At 62.6% G+C, this 16,881-nt stretch carries 13 protein-coding genes; all 13 read right to left on the bottom strand.

What is annotated here, in order from left to right; genetic code table 11:
• Window positions 1–12 precede the first annotated feature (12 nt).
• The gene (locus PSV40_RS00400) at window positions 13–2,244 is read right to left on the bottom strand and encodes a PAS domain-containing hybrid sensor histidine kinase/response regulator (protein WP_300533014.1); all 2,232 of its coding nucleotides are present in this window, start codon (window positions 2,242–2,244) and stop codon (window positions 13–15) included.
• Entirely contained in the window at window positions 2,228–4,573 is a 2,346-nt protein-coding gene (locus PSV40_RS00395; RefSeq protein WP_300533012.1) for a CheR family methyltransferase, read from the bottom strand. The genes PSV40_RS00400 and PSV40_RS00395 overlap by 17 nt, the downstream gene beginning before the upstream one ends.
• The gene (locus PSV40_RS00390) at window positions 4,570–5,295 is read right to left on the bottom strand and encodes a chemotaxis protein CheB (RefSeq protein ID WP_300533011.1); all 726 of its coding nucleotides are present in this window, start codon (window positions 5,293–5,295) and stop codon (window positions 4,570–4,572) included. The genes PSV40_RS00395 and PSV40_RS00390 overlap by 4 nt, the downstream gene beginning before the upstream one ends.
• 718 nt (window positions 5,296–6,013) lie before the next feature.
• Complete coding sequence (gene fghA, locus PSV40_RS00385; RefSeq protein WP_300533009.1) at window positions 6,014–6,883, bottom strand: S-formylglutathione hydrolase; 870 nt, start codon at window positions 6,881–6,883, stop codon at window positions 6,014–6,016.
• Window positions 6,880–7,794, bottom strand: coding sequence for an alpha/beta hydrolase (locus PSV40_RS00380; protein ID WP_300533007.1), 915 nt, complete (start codon window positions 7,792–7,794; stop codon window positions 6,880–6,882). The genes fghA and PSV40_RS00380 overlap by 4 nt, the downstream gene beginning before the upstream one ends.
• A gap of 11 nt (window positions 7,795–7,805) precedes the next feature.
• Window positions 7,806–8,912, bottom strand: coding sequence for an S-(hydroxymethyl)glutathione dehydrogenase/class III alcohol dehydrogenase (locus tag PSV40_RS00375; protein WP_300533005.1), 1,107 nt, complete (start codon window positions 8,910–8,912; stop codon window positions 7,806–7,808).
• Window positions 8,913–9,163: 251 nt separating this feature from the next.
• Window positions 9,164–10,312: a molecular chaperone DnaJ gene (gene dnaJ, locus PSV40_RS00370; RefSeq protein ID WP_300533003.1), complete on the bottom strand. Its 1,149-nt coding sequence runs from the start codon at window positions 10,310–10,312 to the stop codon at window positions 9,164–9,166.
• Between the two features lie 113 nt (window positions 10,313–10,425).
• Window positions 10,426–12,360, bottom strand: a complete 1,935-nt coding sequence (gene dnaK / locus PSV40_RS00365; protein WP_300533001.1) for a molecular chaperone DnaK — start codon at window positions 12,358–12,360, stop codon at window positions 10,426–10,428.
• A 137-nt stretch (window positions 12,361–12,497) separates the two neighbouring features.
• Complete coding sequence (gene grpE, locus PSV40_RS00360) at window positions 12,498–13,058, bottom strand: nucleotide exchange factor GrpE (protein ID WP_300533000.1); 561 nt, start codon at window positions 13,056–13,058, stop codon at window positions 12,498–12,500.
• 255 nt (window positions 13,059–13,313) lie between these two features.
• Window positions 13,314–13,637: a winged helix-turn-helix transcriptional regulator gene (locus tag PSV40_RS00355; RefSeq protein WP_293592410.1), complete on the bottom strand. Its 324-nt coding sequence runs from the start codon at window positions 13,635–13,637 to the stop codon at window positions 13,314–13,316.
• A gap of 187 nt (window positions 13,638–13,824) precedes the next feature.
• Window positions 13,825–14,304, bottom strand: a complete 480-nt coding sequence (locus PSV40_RS00350) for a MarR family transcriptional regulator (RefSeq protein WP_300532999.1) — start codon at window positions 14,302–14,304, stop codon at window positions 13,825–13,827.
• Window positions 14,305–14,416: 112 nt separating this feature from the next.
• A complete protein-coding gene (locus tag PSV40_RS00345; RefSeq protein WP_300532997.1) occupies window positions 14,417–16,129 on the bottom strand; it encodes an acyl-CoA dehydrogenase family protein in 1,713 nt (570 codons plus the stop codon).
• Window positions 16,130–16,133: 4 nt separating this feature from the next.
• Entirely contained in the window at window positions 16,134–16,877 is a 744-nt protein-coding gene (locus PSV40_RS00340) for an ABC transporter ATP-binding protein (protein ID WP_300532995.1), read from the bottom strand.
• Window positions 16,878–16,881 lie beyond the last annotated feature (4 nt).

The following is a 16,881-nucleotide window of genomic DNA, read 5'->3' as shown; positions in this document are numbered from 1 at the left end:
CAGATCGCCGCATCAACCGCCCTTCAGGCTCATACCTGAATTGGAAAATACTGATACCGCTTTTGCACATTCCAGGGCCTCGTCCAGCGCAGCCATGAACTCGTCAATCTTGATGGGTTTGGTGAGGTAGCGAAAGAAACCGGCTTCCAGACCTTTGTCTATGTCGTGAGGGATGGCATTGGCGCTGAGGGCAAGCACCGGAATGTGTGCTGTTGCCGGATCTTTGAGCAAAATCTTCAGCACCTCGATGCCGCTGATGCCGGGCAGATGGATGTCCATCAAAATGACATCGGGCAGGCGCGCACGCGCAATCGCTATGCCGCTGTTGCCGTCCCGTGCTGACAGCAAACGCATGTCGGGGCGACGCTCCATGAGGTTCTCAACCAGTAGCCGGTTGGCCGGGTTGTCCTCGACATAAAGCAGGGTGCGCAATGGCGCAGGACCCCGAGACTGGGCAACAGCCTGAGCTTGGGCTTGAGCAGCGGCTTCGGAAGTCTGCTGTTCAGTCATCAGGTCCATTTCAATCCAGAACGTACTGCCCTTGCCGACAGTGCTCTCGACGCCGATGGCGCCCCCCATCAGTTCGATCAGCCGTTTGGTCATTACCAGACCTATGCCTGTGCCTTCTTCTGCCTGTGCTTCCTGTCCAAGGCGGTTGAAAGGTTGAAAAAGCTGGCTTATTTTTTCCTGGCTCAAGCCTTCGCCGGTGTCTTCGACACCCATGCGGATGCGCCCTGGTGAGACCACCATGCATTTCACTTTGACCGTTCCACCGACCCTGTTGTATTTGATCGCATTGGATAAAAGATTGACAAGAATCTGCTTCATCCGTGTGCGGTCCGCTCTGACAAAGCAAGGTATTTCAAACGCGGGAAAGCGCATGCTGACCCCGCGCTTGGCTGCCTGCGGCTCGATCATGTCCCGGCATTCCTGCATGACGCCCGCCAGCGACATGGGTTCCTGCGAAAGCGACAACTTACCGGACTCGATCAAGGCCAGATCAAGAATTTCGTTGATGAGTTCCAGCAGGTACCAACCGGCCTGAAGAATTTGATCAATGCTGCGCTTCTGAGCGGGCGTCGGCGGCGGCGAGCCAGACTCCATGAGCTGGGCAAACCCGAGGATGGCACTGAGCGGTGTGCGCAGCTCATGGCTCATGCTGGAAAGAAAATCCGACTTTGCCCGGTTGGCTTTTTCCGCAATGATCGTTGCACGTTCCAGGTCGGCGTTCTTGTCCTGGAGCGCATGACCCAGCAGTTCCCGCTCTGCGTCGGCCAGCCTTCTTTCGGTGATGTTGTTAAAGATGACGGCGACTTTCCGGCTTTCCGGCTCGCCGATCCGGAAGGCATAAACCTCAAACCAGCGGTTCAACACTTTCGCTTCCTTCACAAAGCGAATCGCCTCGCCTGTTCGCAGCACTTTGCCGTAGATTTCAATCCAGGACGCGTCGAAATCCGGCACAAGTTCAAGAATCCTTTTACCCGTTACCCCATGCAATCCGCTCTGCTTTTCGAACGGTGGATTCACTTCCAGAAAGCGGTAGTCGGCCGGCTTTTGGTGATCGTCAAAAATCACTTCGATGATGCAAAATCCTTCGTCCATGGAGTTGAACAAATTGCGATAGCGCGCTTCGGATTCCCGGAGGGCATCGTCTGTTCGCCTGCGCTCGGTGATATCACTCAGCACGATGCGGAGCATCGGCACGCCGCTGGCGTTGTTCTGGGCGGTAGCCTGAAGCGTGACCCAAAGGGGCGTGCCATCACTTTTTGCCATCTGCAGCTCGCAGACACGGGGCTCACCGGACGCCAGCACCTGTTGACGGTACAGGTAAAAACTGTCCTGCTGCGGTTTGACGATGAAGCGACTGAAACGCTGTCCGACAAGGCTGCTTCGGGTCATGCCCAGCAGCGTGGCAGCGGCGATGTTGGCTTCCAGAATCAGCCCCTGTTCGCTGACCGTGCAGTAGCCCACCGGGGCGAGGTCATAGAGGTCGAAATAGCGTGCCCTGGCGGTGTCCAGCTGAAATTGCGCATGCCGGAGCTCTTCGTTTTGCATCTCCAGCTCAATTTGATGAACTTGCAGCTCATGAAGCGTTTGTCGCATCGCTTCAGGCGACAGGGGTTCCAGACTTTGTGACGATAGCGGATTTTTTCTACGGGCCAAGTCTTCAGCCCGCTGCCGCAGGGCATGGCCTTCGCTGGCCACGGAAGTGTCGTTGCCGGTCGTTTTATCCGGCGCTTTCATCGCGCAACTCCGTGTTTGAACCGGTTTTTGGCTGTTTTGTCCGCTCCGTGGTGGCAATGGCATACATATGACCCGACTCGTTCACCAAGGCGGTGGAGGTCAGCGATACCGCCTTGATGCTGCCGTCTTTGGCTATCCTTTGGGTTTGGCAGGGCTCCAGCGTCTCCGCCTGGCTGAGCTGGCGCACGCTGGCCAGGGCTTGTTCCTGCAGCGCTGCCGGAATCCGGTCGCGCACGTTCATCTTCAGCGCCTCCAGCTCGGTCCAGCCATACATACGAACCGCGCCGGGGTTCCAGGCAAGGATGCGGCCATCGAGGTCCTGCACGGTGATGGCGTCAAACGCATCCCGCACCACCACGGCCAGACGCAGCAGCTCGTTGGCTTTTCGCAGCGCTTCGCGCGTTCGGACAATCTCGGTGATTTCGACAAAGGTAATCACCGCGCCCTCGATCACGTTCTCCAGCGTGCGGTAGGGCAGGATGCGCAAGGTGTAGGACTTGCCTTCCTCAGTCAGAACATCGACCTCTTTGGGGATCAGTGTTTTCAGCACTGTTTGCACGTCTGCCACTAGGCGGTCGTAGCCGACCAGGTTGGAAACAATATGGCCCACAGGCCTGCCCACGTCACTCCGGATCAGGTTGATGATGAGCGTAGCCGGGGGGGTAAAACGCAGGATGCGTAGGTCAAGGTCTACAAAGACGGTGGCAATGCCGGTGCCCGCCAGCAGATTGTTCATGTCATTGTTGGCCCGCGACAGGTCCGTTACCTTCGTTTGCAGCTCGGTGTTGACGGTGGCCAGCTCTTCGTTGATGGATTGCAGCTCTTCCTTGGAGGTCTCAAGCTCCTCGTTGGTGGACTGCAACTCCTCGTTCATCGACTGCATTTCTTCGTTGGAAGATTTGAGTTCTTCGTTGGACGTTTCCAGCGCCTCGTTGGCGGAATGAAGGTGCTCTTCTTTGGCCTGCAGCTCTTCATTGAGCTCCGCAATCTGCGCGCTGACATCCAGGCTGCGGCCCTCCTGGCTGGCGACGATTGGCCCTGCGTGCGCTTCAACTGCAGGTGCTTCTTCCAGGATGACCACGAACAGGGGCGACTCCAACGCAGCGGCCAACCCATGCACCACCGGGCAGACGGTGAGGTTGACCTGCGAGAAATGGCCGTTGGTTTTGACTCGCAGGCCCTGGGCATGCACGCGCTCTTTGCTGTTCGCCGCTTTGTGCAGGGCCGTGGTCAAATCGCGTCGCAGCCCTTCACGCGCCATTTTCAGAATGTTGTTGATGCCCGCATCGCCTGGGGCCGGCTCGAGGAACATGCCGGTACGGCCGTGCAGGTAAAGGATGTCCCCTTGGCCATTGACGAGTGCGCCGGTCGGGGTGACCTGCTGCAAGAGGGTTTGCTCGGTCAATTGACGCAAGGACAGCTTCGCTGCGGGCACTGCTTGTCCAGCCGTCAGCGGCTGCGCGACCTCCCTGGCTGTCGCGGTCGGCCGGTGCGACAGAAAGCGACCCAGCGCTGCGCGCTTCTCGCCCTGAAAATCCTCTTTGCGCTGGTAGGCCTTGGACTTGCGATCCAGCACGGCAAACAGTTCGCCAAATTCACCGACGGTTTCCGACGTGCCCAGAAAAAGCATGCCACCCGGCATCAAGGCGTAGTGAAAAAGGGCAATCAGCTTCTTTTGCAGGTCTGTGCTCATGTAAATCATGAGATTGCGGCAACTGATCAGGTCCAGTTTTGAAAACGGCGGGTCTTTGATCAAATCATGCTCGGAAAAAACCAGCATGTCGCGAATGCTTTTGTGCACGCGGTAAGCGCTGCCATCGGGCTCGACGGTAAAAAAGCGAGCCAATCGCTCCGGTGAAATGTCATCAACAATGCTGGCAGGATAGATGCCAGCTCTGGCCGTGGCAATGGCGCGGCTGTCAATGTCGGTGGCGAAGACCTGCACCTTGAAGCTTTGCCGGAGCAGTTCCAGGCGTTCTTGCAGCAGGATGGCAATGGAATAAGCCTCTTCGCCGGTGGAGCACCCGGCAGACCAGGCGCGAACCACGGCGCCCGCGGGCTTGCCATCAAAAAGTTTCGGGATGACCTGCTTTTCAAGCACCTCAAAGGCTTCCGGGTCGCGGAAAAAATTGGTCACGCCGATCAGCAGATCGCGAAACAATGCTTCGACCTCTACGGGCGTCTGTTGCAGAAACTTGACATAACTGTCAATGACATCGACCTGATGAACGGCCATGCGCCGCTCTATTCTGCGGTAGATCGTGCTGGTCTTGTACTGGGAAAAATCGTGGCCGGTCTGGGTCCGCAGCAGGATGAAGATTTTTTTCAACGCGTTTTCGTTGACAGGTGCCGTGTCGGTGGCAGGCCGGGGGGGCTGCCAAAGGCTTGGGCCACATAAGCCATGAGCTTGGCCGGCATCTCGGCCGGCGGGAGCTCGTAGTCCACCATGCCGGTGGCCACGGCGCTGCGCGGCATGCCGTCAAACTCGCAGGAGTCGGGGTTTTGTACCATGACCATGCCACCTTCGCCCTTGATGGCCCGCACGCCCAGGGTGCCGTCGCTGCCAGTGCCGGAGAGCACGATACCAATCGCCCGTTCGCGCTGGTCCTGCGCCAGTGAGCGAAACAAAAAGTCAATCGGCAACCGGTGGCCGCGCGGCGCTGAAGGCTCAAGCAACTGGAGTGTGCCGTTTAAAAACGCCATGTCACGGTTGGGCGGAATGATGTAGGCACAGTTCACCTGCACGGCCATGCCGTCCACAACCTCCATGACCTTCATGCGGGTGGTGCGCTGGACAAGTTCAGCGAGGATGCTGCTATGGTCTGGCGCCAGATGCTGCACCAGCACAAAGGCCATCCCGGGGTCGGCATCTGGAGGCATGCCGGAAAAGAAGGCCTCAAACGCGGCCAGCCCGCCCGCCGACGCGCCTATCCCCACAATCGGAAAGCTGGTGAAGCCGGTGCCGGACGTGTTTTGCGCGTCACTGCCCTCAGCGTCAACTGGCGCTGACTCCGTTTGACCTTTGCTTTTGTGTTCTTTTCCTTCGGTCATGATCGTCTCTTGTTCCGGCTAAATATCTTGTGCTCGCTTCAATGGTTGCAGTTTAGTCTTTGTAACCGGTCCACGCAGAGTGCTCCTGAAAATGTAGCTGCCTCCCAAATATCAACACGGGTCAGGAAGGATCTTCTCCTAAAAGTTCGGTGCGTAGGGGGAGAGAAATGGGGTCATATCGGCAGCCGGATCAGGGCTTTAGTCGATGTGAACATGGCTGCTGGCGATAAAGAAGCGGGTCATCGTGCGGGGTGGTGGCGTTTGTCGGACCGCTATACGGGATCCCAGGCACGAGACGCCAAAACCACGTGTCGTTGGCTGCGACCGGTCATCCTCACAGGGAGGCTGCTTCAAGTCTGTACACCAGGACGCATAAGCCGATCAACAGGGCTCGTATTTACCCGGTCAGGTTGCCGCAACTGCATTGATTGCGGAGCGATGGGAATCGCGGACGACGGCATGTCAACACCGTCAGGCGCATCACGTCGCCCTGTGTTGATCAACGGCATGGACCGGCAGAACAAATGAAGTCTGCGCAGGACGGTTGTGCAGGCAGTCCCCCTGCACCTTGTTTGTGACCTCGCGTCCTGGGCTTTGACCGCCAGCCATCGAGCTGGACCTGAGTCAGTTCAATTCGCCGGCACCAGGTAAAAGCAGCATTTTTTGAATCGGTGACATACCGCGCAGGAGTTGAATGGAGTTTTGCCCGGGCGCGCTCTCATTCCGACAGCTGACGGGCGTGGTGATCCAGGTGGTCGGCCATGAAGGTGGCGATGAAGTAATAGCCATGGTCGTAGCCCGCGTGCCGGCGTAGCTGCAAGGCCTGGCCGGCCTGGGCGCAAGCGGCTTCGAACAATTGCGGGTGCAGTTGCTGCGCGAGGAATTTGTCGGCCAGGCCCTGGTCGATCAGGATGCCGCCCGGGTAGGGCGCGGTGTGCAGCGCGGCCATCAGGGCCGTGGCGTCGTGGGCCGACCAGGTGGCGGTGGCGGTGCCCAGGTAGCCGGTGAAGGCCTTGTGGCCCCAGGGGCACTGGCTGGGCGCGCAGATCGGCGCAAACGCCGAGACCGACTTGAACAGGCCGGGGTGGCGCAGCGCCAGCGTGAGTGCGCCGTGGCCGCCCATCGAATGGCCGAAGATGCCGATGCGGCTGGCGTTCAGGGGCAGGGTGCCGGTCAGCAGCGGCAGCAGCTCGCCGGTGATGTAGCTTTCCATGCGGTAGTGCTGCGACCACGGTGTCTGCGTGGCATCGAGGTAAAAACCGGCGCCGACGCCGAAGTCCCAGCTCTCGGCTTCGCCGGGAAGGTTGGCGCCGCGCGGGCTGGTGTCGGGCGCGATCAGCGCCAGGCCGAGGCTGGCGGCCAGGCGCTGCGCGCCGGCCTTGACCATGAAGGTTTCCTCGTTGCAGGTCAGTCCCGCCAGGTAGACCAGCGCGGGCACCGAGCCGCCGGCGGCGTCTATCGCGCTCTGCGGCGGCAGGAAGACCGAAAACTTCATCGGCAGGCCGATGGTGCTGGAGGCGTGCCGATAAAAACGCTGCACACCGCCGAAGCAGGCGTGTTCACTGAGGAGTTCGGGGTTTGTGTTCATGTCTGGAGTCGCTGCTGCACGAGTTCAAGCACGGCGTCGGCAAACACCTGCGGCTTTTCCTGCGGCAGGTTGTGGCCGGCGCCGGGCACGATGCGGTGTGAACGCGGCCCGGTGAACAGGCGCGCGTGTTGTGCGGCGGCAGCGGGTGGGCGCACCCCGTCATCGCTGCCGTCGAAGGTGATGCTGGGCACGGTGATGGCTGGCTGCGCCGCCAGGCGGCTCTCGATGTCGGCCAGCGCGGGGTCACCGGCCACCAGGCCGAAGCGATGGCGGTAGGAGTGGATCACGACCTCCACAAAGTCCGGGTTGTCGAAGGCGGCGGCGCTGCGCTCGAAGGTGGCATCATCAAAGGCCCAGGTCGGCGACCAGAGCTTCCAGAGCAGCCGGCAGAAGGCGCGCCGGTCGGCCGCCAGGCCCGCACGGCCACGCTCGCTGTGAAAGTAATACTGGTACCAGAGACTGTGCTCGTTGTCCGGCGTGTCCGGCACCATGGCCTTGGCGATGTTCTGGATGTTGTAGCTGTTCAGCGACACCAGGCCGGCGCAGCGTTCCGGCCAGAGGGCGGCGACCACGCAGGCCGCGCGGCCACCCCAGTCGTAACCCGCGAGCACGGCGCGAGGCACGGCCAGCGCATCCAGAAGCGCCAGCAGGTCGGCGCCCAGGGCCGCCTGCTCGCCCGATCGCGGCGTGGCGTCGCTGAGAAAACGCGTGGCGCCATAACCGCGCAGGGAAGGCACGTACACCCTGCAGCCTTGTGCCGCCAGCAGGGGCGCCACCTCGGCGTAGGCGTGCATGTCGTAGGGAAAACCGTGCATCAGGAACACGGGCGGGCCGTCCGCCGGCCCGGTCTCGTACAGGGCCACGTCCAGCACACCGGCGGTGATGTGGCGAAGCGGCTGGAGGCTGTCCATGGGAAGGCCGTTCAGTACAGGACCACGCCGCGGATCGACTCGCCGCTTTTCATCAGCTCGAAGCCCTTGTTGATGTCTTCGAGCGGCATGGTGTGGGTGATCAGGTCGTCGATGTTGATCTTGCCGTCCATGTACCAGTCCACAATTTTCGGCACGTCGGTGCGGCCGCGCGCGCCGCCGAAGGCCGAGCCTTCCCACTTGCGGCCGGTGACGAGCTGGAAGGGGCGCGTGCTGATCTCGGCGCCGGCCTCGGCCACGCCGATGATGATGCTGCGGCCCCAGCCCTTGTGGGTGCACTCGAGCGCCTGGCGCATCACGGTGGTGTTGCCTATGCACTCGAAGCTGTAGTCGGCACCGCCGTCGGTGAGCTGCACGATCGCGTCCACCACGTTGTCCACTTCCTTCGGGTTGATGAAGTGGGTCATGCCGAACTTGCGCGCCATTTCCTGGCGCGCGGGGTTGATGTCCACGCCGATGATCTTGTCGGCGCCCACCATGCGGGCGCCCTGGATCACATTCAGGCCGATGCCGCCCAGGCCGAACACAACGACATTGGCGCCGGCCTCGACCTTGGCGGTGAACAGCACCGCGCCAATGCCGGTGGTCACGCCGCAGCCGATGTAGCAGACCTTGTCGAACGGTGCGTCCTCGCGGATCTTGGCCAGCGAAATTTCGGGCGCGACCGTGTAGTTGCTGAAGGTGCTGGTGCCCATGTAGTGGAAGATGGGCTGGCCGTCCAGGCTGAAGCGGCTGGTGGCGTCGGGCATCAGGCCCTTGCCCTGGGTGCCGCGTATCAGCTGGCACAGGTTGGTCTTGCGCGAGAGGCAGAACTTGCACTGGCGGCATTCCGGCGTGTACAGCGGAATGACGTGGTCGCCCTTTTTCAGGCTGGTCACGCCGGGTCCGACATCCACCACGATGCCCGCGCCCTCATGGCCGAGGATGGCCGGGAAGATGCCTTCCGGGTCCGCACCCGACAGCGTGTAGTAGTCGGTGTGGCAGATGCCGGTGGCCTTGATCTCGACCAGCACCTCGCCGAACTTCGGGCCCTCGAGGTCAACGGTTTCTATGGTCAGGGGTTGGCCTGCTTTCCAGGCGACGGCTGCTTTGGTTTTCATGGGGCTTGTGGGTAGGAGGGGAGAAAAAGAGGGGAAGAAGGCACTATATGCCAGCGCCCGCGCAATCGCAGGCCGGGTCATGCATGACCCGCCTGCGCCGGTGTTTTATATGGAGAAAAATTGCGGTGGCCGGCGGCCGGGTGGTGCCACCCGGCCATGCCCCGCACCGTTTTTTTGAATGAAAAGTGGCCTCAGCCCTTGCCAGCCGGGCGCAGGCAGCTATATTTTCAATAGCGGCCTGCGGCCTGACCTCAGGCGCTGAAAAAGCCCTTGAGCTTGTCGGTCCAGCTTTCTTCGGTGGGCGAGTGTTTGGCGCCGCCCTTTTTCAGGGACTCGTCGATTTCCTTGAACAGCTTGCGCTGGTGCTCGGTCAGCTTGACCGGCGTTTCCACCGTGATGTGGCAGTACAGGTCGCCGGGGTAGCTGGAGCGCACACCCTTGATGCCCTTGCCGCGCAGGCGGAACTGCTTGCCGGTCTGCGTGCCTTCGGGGATGTCGATGGCGGCCTTGCCGGCCAGCGTCGGCACCTCGATCTCGCCGCCCAAGGCAGCCGTCGCCATGCCGATGGGCACCACGCAGTGCAGGTCGTCCCCATCGCGCTCGAAGATGTCGTGTTTCTTCAGGCGGATCTCGATGTAGAGGTCACCCGGCGGGCCGCCGTTGGTGCCCGGCTCGCCGTTGCCGGTGGAGCGGATGCGCATGCCGTCGTCGATGCCGGCGGGAATCTTGACTTCCAGGGTTTTGGTGGTCTTGGTCTTGCCGACGCCGTGGCAGCTGACGCAGGGCTCGGGGATCAGCTTGCCGGTGCCCTTGCACTGCGGGCAGGTCTGCTGCACGCTGAAAAAGCCCTGGCGCATCTGCACCACGCCGTGGCCGTGGCAGGTGGTGCAGGTGACCACCTTGGTGCCGGGTTTGGCGCCGGTGCCGTGGCAGGTGTTGCAGTCGTCCCAGCTCGGAATGCGGATCTGCGCGTCCTTGCCGGTGGCCGCTTCTTCCAGCGTGACTTCCATCGCGTAGCTGAGGTCGCCGCCGCGGTAGACCTGGCGGCCGCCGCGCTGGCCGCCGCGTGCCCCTTGCTGGCCGCCGAAGACATCGCCAAAAATGTCGCCGAAGGCTTCGGCGAAGCCGCCAAAACCTTCCGCACCGGGACCGCCGCCGCGGTTCGGGTCGACGCCGGCGTGGCCGTACTGGTCGTAGGCGGCGCGTTTTTGCGCATCGGAAAGCATCTCGTAGGCTTCCTTGGCTTCCTTGAATTTCTCCTCGGAGGCCTTGCTGGCGCTGCCCTGGTTGCGGTCAGGGTGGTGCTTCATCGCCAGCTTGCGATAGGCTTTCTTGATGTCTTCATCGCTGGCGTTTTTCGGAACGCCCAGCGTGTCGTAGTAGTCTTTTTTGATAGCCATGGAATTGCGTGTTCAGTGGAAAGGATTCCTGTGCCCCGGATGCGGCAAAGCGGAATGCGGGGAAAGCCCCCGATTCCGCTTCGCTGCCCGGAGGCTGTGCATCAAAAAGGGGATCAGCCCTTTTTGACTTCCTTGACTTCGGCGTCCACCACATTGTCGTCGGCGGCCGGTTTGGCTGCAGCTTCTTCGCCGGCCGCGCCGCCGGCCTGGGCGGCCTGCGATGCCTGCATGTCGGCGTACATTTTTTCACCGAGCTTCTGGCTGGCTTCCATCAGGGCGGCATTTTTCGCGTCGATGGCGTCTTTGCTCTCGCCCTTGAGCGCTTCTTCCATGTCCTTGATGGCGGTCTCGATCTTTTCCTTCTCGCCGGCGTCGAGCTTGTCGCCGTACTCGGTCAGCGATTTTTTCACGCTGTGCACCATGGCTTCGGCATTGTTCTTGGCCTGCACGAACTCGACCCGCTCCTTGTCCTCGGCCGCGTGGAGTTCCGCGTCCTTGACCATCTGCTGGATCTCGGACTCGGACAGGCCCGAGTTCGCCTTGATGGTGATCTTGTTTTCCTTGCCGGTGCCCTTGTCCTTGGCGCCAACGTGCAGGATGCCGTTGGCGTCGATGTCGAAGGACACTTCAATCTGCGGCGTGCCGCGCGCTGATGGCGGAATGCCTTCGAGGTTGAACTCGCCCAGCGCCTTGTTGCCCGAGGCGATTTCGCGCTCGCCCTGGAACACCTTGATGGTCACGGCCGGCTGGTTGTCCTCGGCGGTCGAGAAGGTCTGTGCAAACTTGGTCGGGATGGTCGTGTTCTTCTTGATCATCTTGGTCATCACGCCGCCCATGGTTTCGATGCCCAGGGACAGCGGGGTCACGTCGAGCAGCAGCACGTCGGAGCGGTCGCCCGACAGCACCTGGCCCTGGATCGCGGCACCGACGGCCACGGCCTCGTCGGGGTTCACGTCCTTGCGCGGCTCCTTGCCGAAGAATTCCTTGACCTTCTCCTGCACCTTGGGCATGCGGGTCTGGCCGCCGACCAGGATCACGTCATGGATGTCGGAGCTGGCGACGCCGGCGTCCTTGACCGCCACGCGGCTGGGGGCGATCGTGCGCTCGACCAGCTCTTCGACGAGCTGCTCCAGCTTGGAGCGCGTCATCTTGATGTTCAGGTGTTTCGGGCCCGACGCATCGGCGGTGATGTAGGGCAGGTTGATGTCGGTCTGCGCGCTCGAGGACAGCTCGATCTTGGCCTTCTCGGCGGCTTCCTTCAGGCGCTGCAGGGCCAGCACGTCGTTCTTGAGATTGACGCCGGATTCCTTCTTGAACTCGTCGATGATGAAGTCGATGATGCGCTGGTCGAAGTCCTCGCCGCCCAGGAAGGTGTCGCCGTTGGTCGACAGCACCTCGAACTGCTTTTCGCCGTCGACATCGGCAATCTCGATGATGGAGATGTCGAAGGTGCCGCCGCCCAGGTCATAGACCGAGATCTTGCGGTCGCCTTTTTCCTGCTTGTCCATGCCGAAGGCCAGCGCCGCAGCGGTGGGCTCGTTGATGATGCGCTTGACGTCCAGGCCGGCAATGCGGCCGGCGTCTTTCGTTGCCTGGCGCTGTGCGTCGTTGAAGTAGGCAGGCACCGTGATGACGGCTTCGGTGACCGGCTCGCCGAGGTAGTCTTCGGCGGTTTTTTTCATCTTGCGCAGGATGTCGGCGCTGACCTGCTGCGGCGACATCTTCTTGCCGTGCACCTCGACCCAGGCGTCGCCGTTGTCGGCAGCCACGATCTTGTAGGGCATCAGGTCGATGTCCTTCTGCACTTCTTTTTCGGTGAACTTGCGGCCGATCAGGCGCTTGACCGCGTAGAGCGTGTTCTTGGGGTTGGTCACGGCCTGGCGTTTGGCCGAGGCACCGACCAGCACTTCACCGTTTTCGAGGTAAGCCACGACCGACGGCGTGGTGCGCGCACCTTCCGAGTTTTCGATGACGCGGGGGACGTTGCCCTCCATAACAGCCACGCAGCTGTTGGTGGTGCCCAGATCGATACCGATGATTCTGCCCATGATTTACTCCTAGATTTTCTTGGTTAAGTTGTTTGAAGACGGGTGGCCGAGGATTTCAGCCGGTGGTCACGCGACCATGTTGATGACTTGTGGATAACTTTTCTGGTTTCAAGTGCATCTCCCTCGTTCGCCGGTGTTTATTTCGGCGCGGCCACGGTGACCAGCGCGGGCCGCAACACCCGGTCGGCGATCAGGTAACCTTTTTGCAGCACGCTGACCACGGTGTTGGCTTCCTGGTCGGCCGGCACCATGCTGATGGCCTGGTGCTGGTGCGGATCGAACTTGTCGCTGGCGGCGGGGTTGATCTCGACCACCTTGTTGCGTTCCAGCGCGCTCTTGAGCTGCTTGAGCGTGGCTTCGGTGCCTTCACGGATTTGCGCTGCCGTCGCGTCCGGCTGCAGCAGCCCGGCTTCCAGGCTGTCGGTGACCGGCAGCAGGCTTTCGGCAAAACTCTCGACGGCGAACTTGCGCGCCTTGGCGATTTCGTCATCGGCGCGGCGGCGGGCGTTTTCAGCCTCGGCCTTGGCGCGCAGGAAGTTGTCGGCCAGCTCGGTGTTTTTGGCCTGCAGCACGGCCAGTTCGGCCTGGGCCGCGCTCAGTGCATCGGCCTCGTTGGCGGCCTGGGCGGCTTCCAGCTCTTCCGGGCTGGGTGCGCCACTCAGGTCTTGATTTTGTTCGGGGTGTTTGTGGTCGGACATGGTCGAAGGCAGTTGTTCATAAGGACAAGAGGGCAGTTTGGGGCAGCAAAGCCCTTTTCAAGACAAGGACTTGCAGCCTGGTGCCGCGCGGGTGGGCGCCACCTGCCGGCTGGTTGATGCTATCAAATAAATAGCTGGCTGCGCAAGCTGTAAAAGGGCTGCAGCCCGATTTTATGCCTGAAATCCGGCGCTGAAAGCGCCTGCCCCAAATAAAAAGACAGGCGCAGGGCCTGTCTTTGTGGGGGCGGCAGCGCCTTATTTCTTCTTGACGGCCGTGACCTTGGTCTGGCTGGCCGACCATTTGGCGGCAAAGGCCTGCACGTCGTTCAGGCGTTTGAGCAGGTCGGCACCGAGGGCGGTGACGATGTAGCCGTCGTTGCCGTGACCCATCAGGCCGGCGGCGCGCAGTTCCTTGATGCGGGTGTTCAGGGTGTTCGGCGTGATGCTGCCCACGCTGTCCTGCAGCAGCCGGAATGTCTGCGGATGACCGTCTTTGAGCGCCCACAACACGCGCAGGGCGTAACGCGATTCAAGCAGCTCAAACAGCTGTCCGACGGCGGCATTTTCTTTGGCACTCATGGGGGGCATCTCCTGGTCACGTTTTTTGTCAGAGTTGATCGGCAAGCGCGAGCTTGGAAGGCGAATATAGCGCAAATTCCGGACTGCTACTAGTTTTATAGCTGCCTGCGCCCGCAGGGTGTAGCTTCACAGCCAAAAGGGCTTGAAAAGTTGGAATGAATGCGGTAGGGGTGGGGGCAGCCGGGCGTTACAGGTAGATCTTTTGCAGCAGCCGCAGCAGGGTTTTGGTCTCACTGGCCGTGAGCCGGGCGGCGACGTCGGCTTCCAGCGTTGCCGCGGTGTGTTCGGCGTCGCGCATGAGTTTGCTGCCGCTGGCGGTGAGGTGCAGGCCCATGGCCCGGCCGTCGCGCGGGTGCGGCTTGCGCGCGATCAGCTCGCGTTTTTCCAGGCTGTTGACCATGGCCACCAGGTTGGGCGGCAGGATGCCCAGCGCCGTGCAGAGCTGGCGCGAGGTGATGCCGGGGTTGTGCGTGACCAGCGACAGCACCGAAAAATCCACGACCCGCAGGTCATAAGGCGCCATGCGCTCCATGAACACCTCGATGACCGCCAGCGCCGCGCGCCTGGCGTTGTAGCCGATCAGGCTTTGCAGGTAACTGGTGTCGACCTGGTCCACCGTGGCCGTGGCGGCCGGGCCGGGAGGTTTGGGAAGATCGCGGGCGCTCATGGTGTGGGGGTCTTGTTCTGTGCCTGGGTGTTGTTGGGGGAACTTTTGAGCCTGTCGATGCTATGAATTCGGTAGCTTCTTGCGCATGGAGGACGGGGGCTGCAGCCTGGTGTTATACCAAAACCGCGGGCGCCGGTGTGCACTGGCCCCGCATGATGCCGAGACGCATGTCGAATTCGGGCAACACGCGCAGGTGCAGCGCGGCGCTGGCCTGGCGCCAGCGCGGGGCATCGTCCGCGACGCTGTCGATGCGGCGCCAGGCCCAGGCCAGCAGGGCGAGGGCGACCGCGCGCAGGTAATCGTCGGCGGCTTCGCAGGCCAGCACCGGGTTGGTCCGGCTGGCCGCGGCCAGCAGGGCCGTGAGCTCGCGCAGGTCGGCAAAGCGGCGCAGCACGTCGGCATCGCCCGGGTGGCCGGCATCCAGGCCGGCCTGCAGGTCCTGCAGCAGTGCGGCCATGCCGGCGCCGCCGTCGGCCAGCACCTTGCGCACCAGCAGGTCGATGGCCTGGATCTCGTTGGTGCCTTCGTAAATCATGGGCACACGCGCGTCGCGCACGATTTGCTCGATGCCCCATTCGCGCACATAGCCGTGGCCGCCGAAAACCTGCAGGCATTCGCTGGCGCCGTAAAAAGCCTGGTGGGTGAAGGCCGCCTTGAGCACCGGGGTGACCAGGCTGCACCAGCGCTGCGCGCTGGCCTGCCGGGTGGCGTCGGGATGGTGTTTGGCGATGTCCAGCTCCATCGCCGTGCGGTAGGCCAGCACGCGGCCGCCGTCTATCCAGGCGCGTTGCGTGTCCAGTAGGCGGCGCATGGCGGGGTGGCCGGTGATGGCATCGGCCGCTTGCGTGTTGTCGCGCGGGCCGGGCACGCGCATCTGCCGGCGTTCGCCGGCATAAGCATCGGCCTTTTGCCACGCGGCCTCAAGCAGGCCAATCCCCTGCAGGGCCACATGCAGGCGCGCCGCATTCATCATCACGAACATCGCCGCCAGGCCGCGGCCCGGCTCGCCAACGAGCCAACCGGTGGCCTCGTCAAAACGCATCACGCAGGTCGGGCTGCCGTGCAGGCCCATTTTTTCCTCGATGCGATCGCAATGAACGGTGTTGCGCTGGCCGTCCGGCAGGACCTTGGGTGCCAGGAACAGCGACAGGCCCTTGGGGCCGGGTTGCGCGTCGGGCAGCCGCGCAAGCACGAGGTGAACGATGTTGTCGGTCAGGTCGTGTTCACCGCCGGAGATGAAAATCTTGGTGCCGGCGAGGCGGTAGCTGCCGTCGGTCTGGGCCACGGCCCGGGTCCGCGCCAGGCCCAGGTCGCTGCCGGCCTGCGGCTCGGTCAGGCACATGGTGGCCAGCCACTCGCCGGTCGCCACTTTTTCAAGGTAGGTCGCCTTCAGGGCATCGCTGGCATGGTGGCGTATGCATTCATAGGCGCCATGCAGCAGGCCGGGCGCCATGGTCCAGCCGTGGTTGGCGGCGCTGAGCATCTCGTACAGAATGGCCTCCAGCACCGCGGGCAGGCCCTGGCCGCCGTCCTCCGTCGCGCAGGCCAGCGCCGGCCAGCCGCCCTGCCAGAAGGCGGCATAAGCGGCCTTGAAGCCGGGTGGGGTGGTGACCTGTCCCTGGTCCCATGTGCAGCCGATCTCGTCGCCGGTACGTTGCAGCGGTGCGATCTGGCTGGCCACGAACTTGCCGGCTTCGCCGAGGACCTGCTCCATGAGTTCGGCATCGGTGCCCGCAAAAGGCGCGAGCGCCTGCAGTTGCGCCGGGGCGTCCAGCACTTCGTGCAGGATGAACCGGATATCGTCGAGGCGAGGCTGGTAGTCCATGGCCTCAGGCGGTGGCTGCAGGCTTGCGCGACGCGCCCAGGTAGGTGTCCACCACGCGCGGGTCCTTGGCGAGGTCGGCGGCCGGGCCACTCAGGCCGATCTCGCCCATTTCCAGCACGTACCCGTGGTCGGCTGCTTCGAGTGCGGCGCGCGCGTTCTGCTCTACCAGCAAGGTGGTCACGCCGGTCTGGCGCAGCGCCTCGATGGTGTGGAAGATTTCCCGCACGATCAGCGGCGCCAGGCCCAGGCTGGGTTCGTCGAGCATCAGCAAGGTGGGACGCGACATCAGCGCCCGGCCCAGGGCCAGCATCTGCCGCTCGCCGCCGGAGAGTGTGCCGGCCTCCTGCGCGCGGCGTTCCTTCAGGCGCGGAAACAGCTCGAACACCACCTCCATCTGGTCGCGCCATGCCTTGTTGCGCAGGCGCACCTGGCGAAAGGCGCCGAGCACGAGGTTATCTTCCACCGACATGCTGCCGAAGAGCTCGCGTTTTTCGGGCACCAGCGCGATGCCGAGCATGACGCGTTCTTCCAGCGGCAGGCCGATGATGGAGCGGCCGGCGTATTCGATGCTGCCGGTGGCCGGCAACATACCCATGAGCGCATTGAGCAGGGTGGACTTGCCCGCACCGTTGGGGCCGATGACGGTGATGATGCTGCCGGCTTCGGCCTGCAGGGCGATGCCGCGCAGGACTTCGGCCTTGCCGTAGCCGGCGTGGAGGTTCTTGACGACGAGAAGAGGTGAGGTCATGGGG

This window comes from Polaromonas sp., assembly GCF_029945925.1.
Lineage (GTDB): Bacteria > Pseudomonadota > Gammaproteobacteria > Burkholderiales > Burkholderiaceae_C > Polaromonas.
Note: the sequence above shows the minus strand (reverse complement) of the source record. Positions and strands in the feature narration are given on the sequence as shown.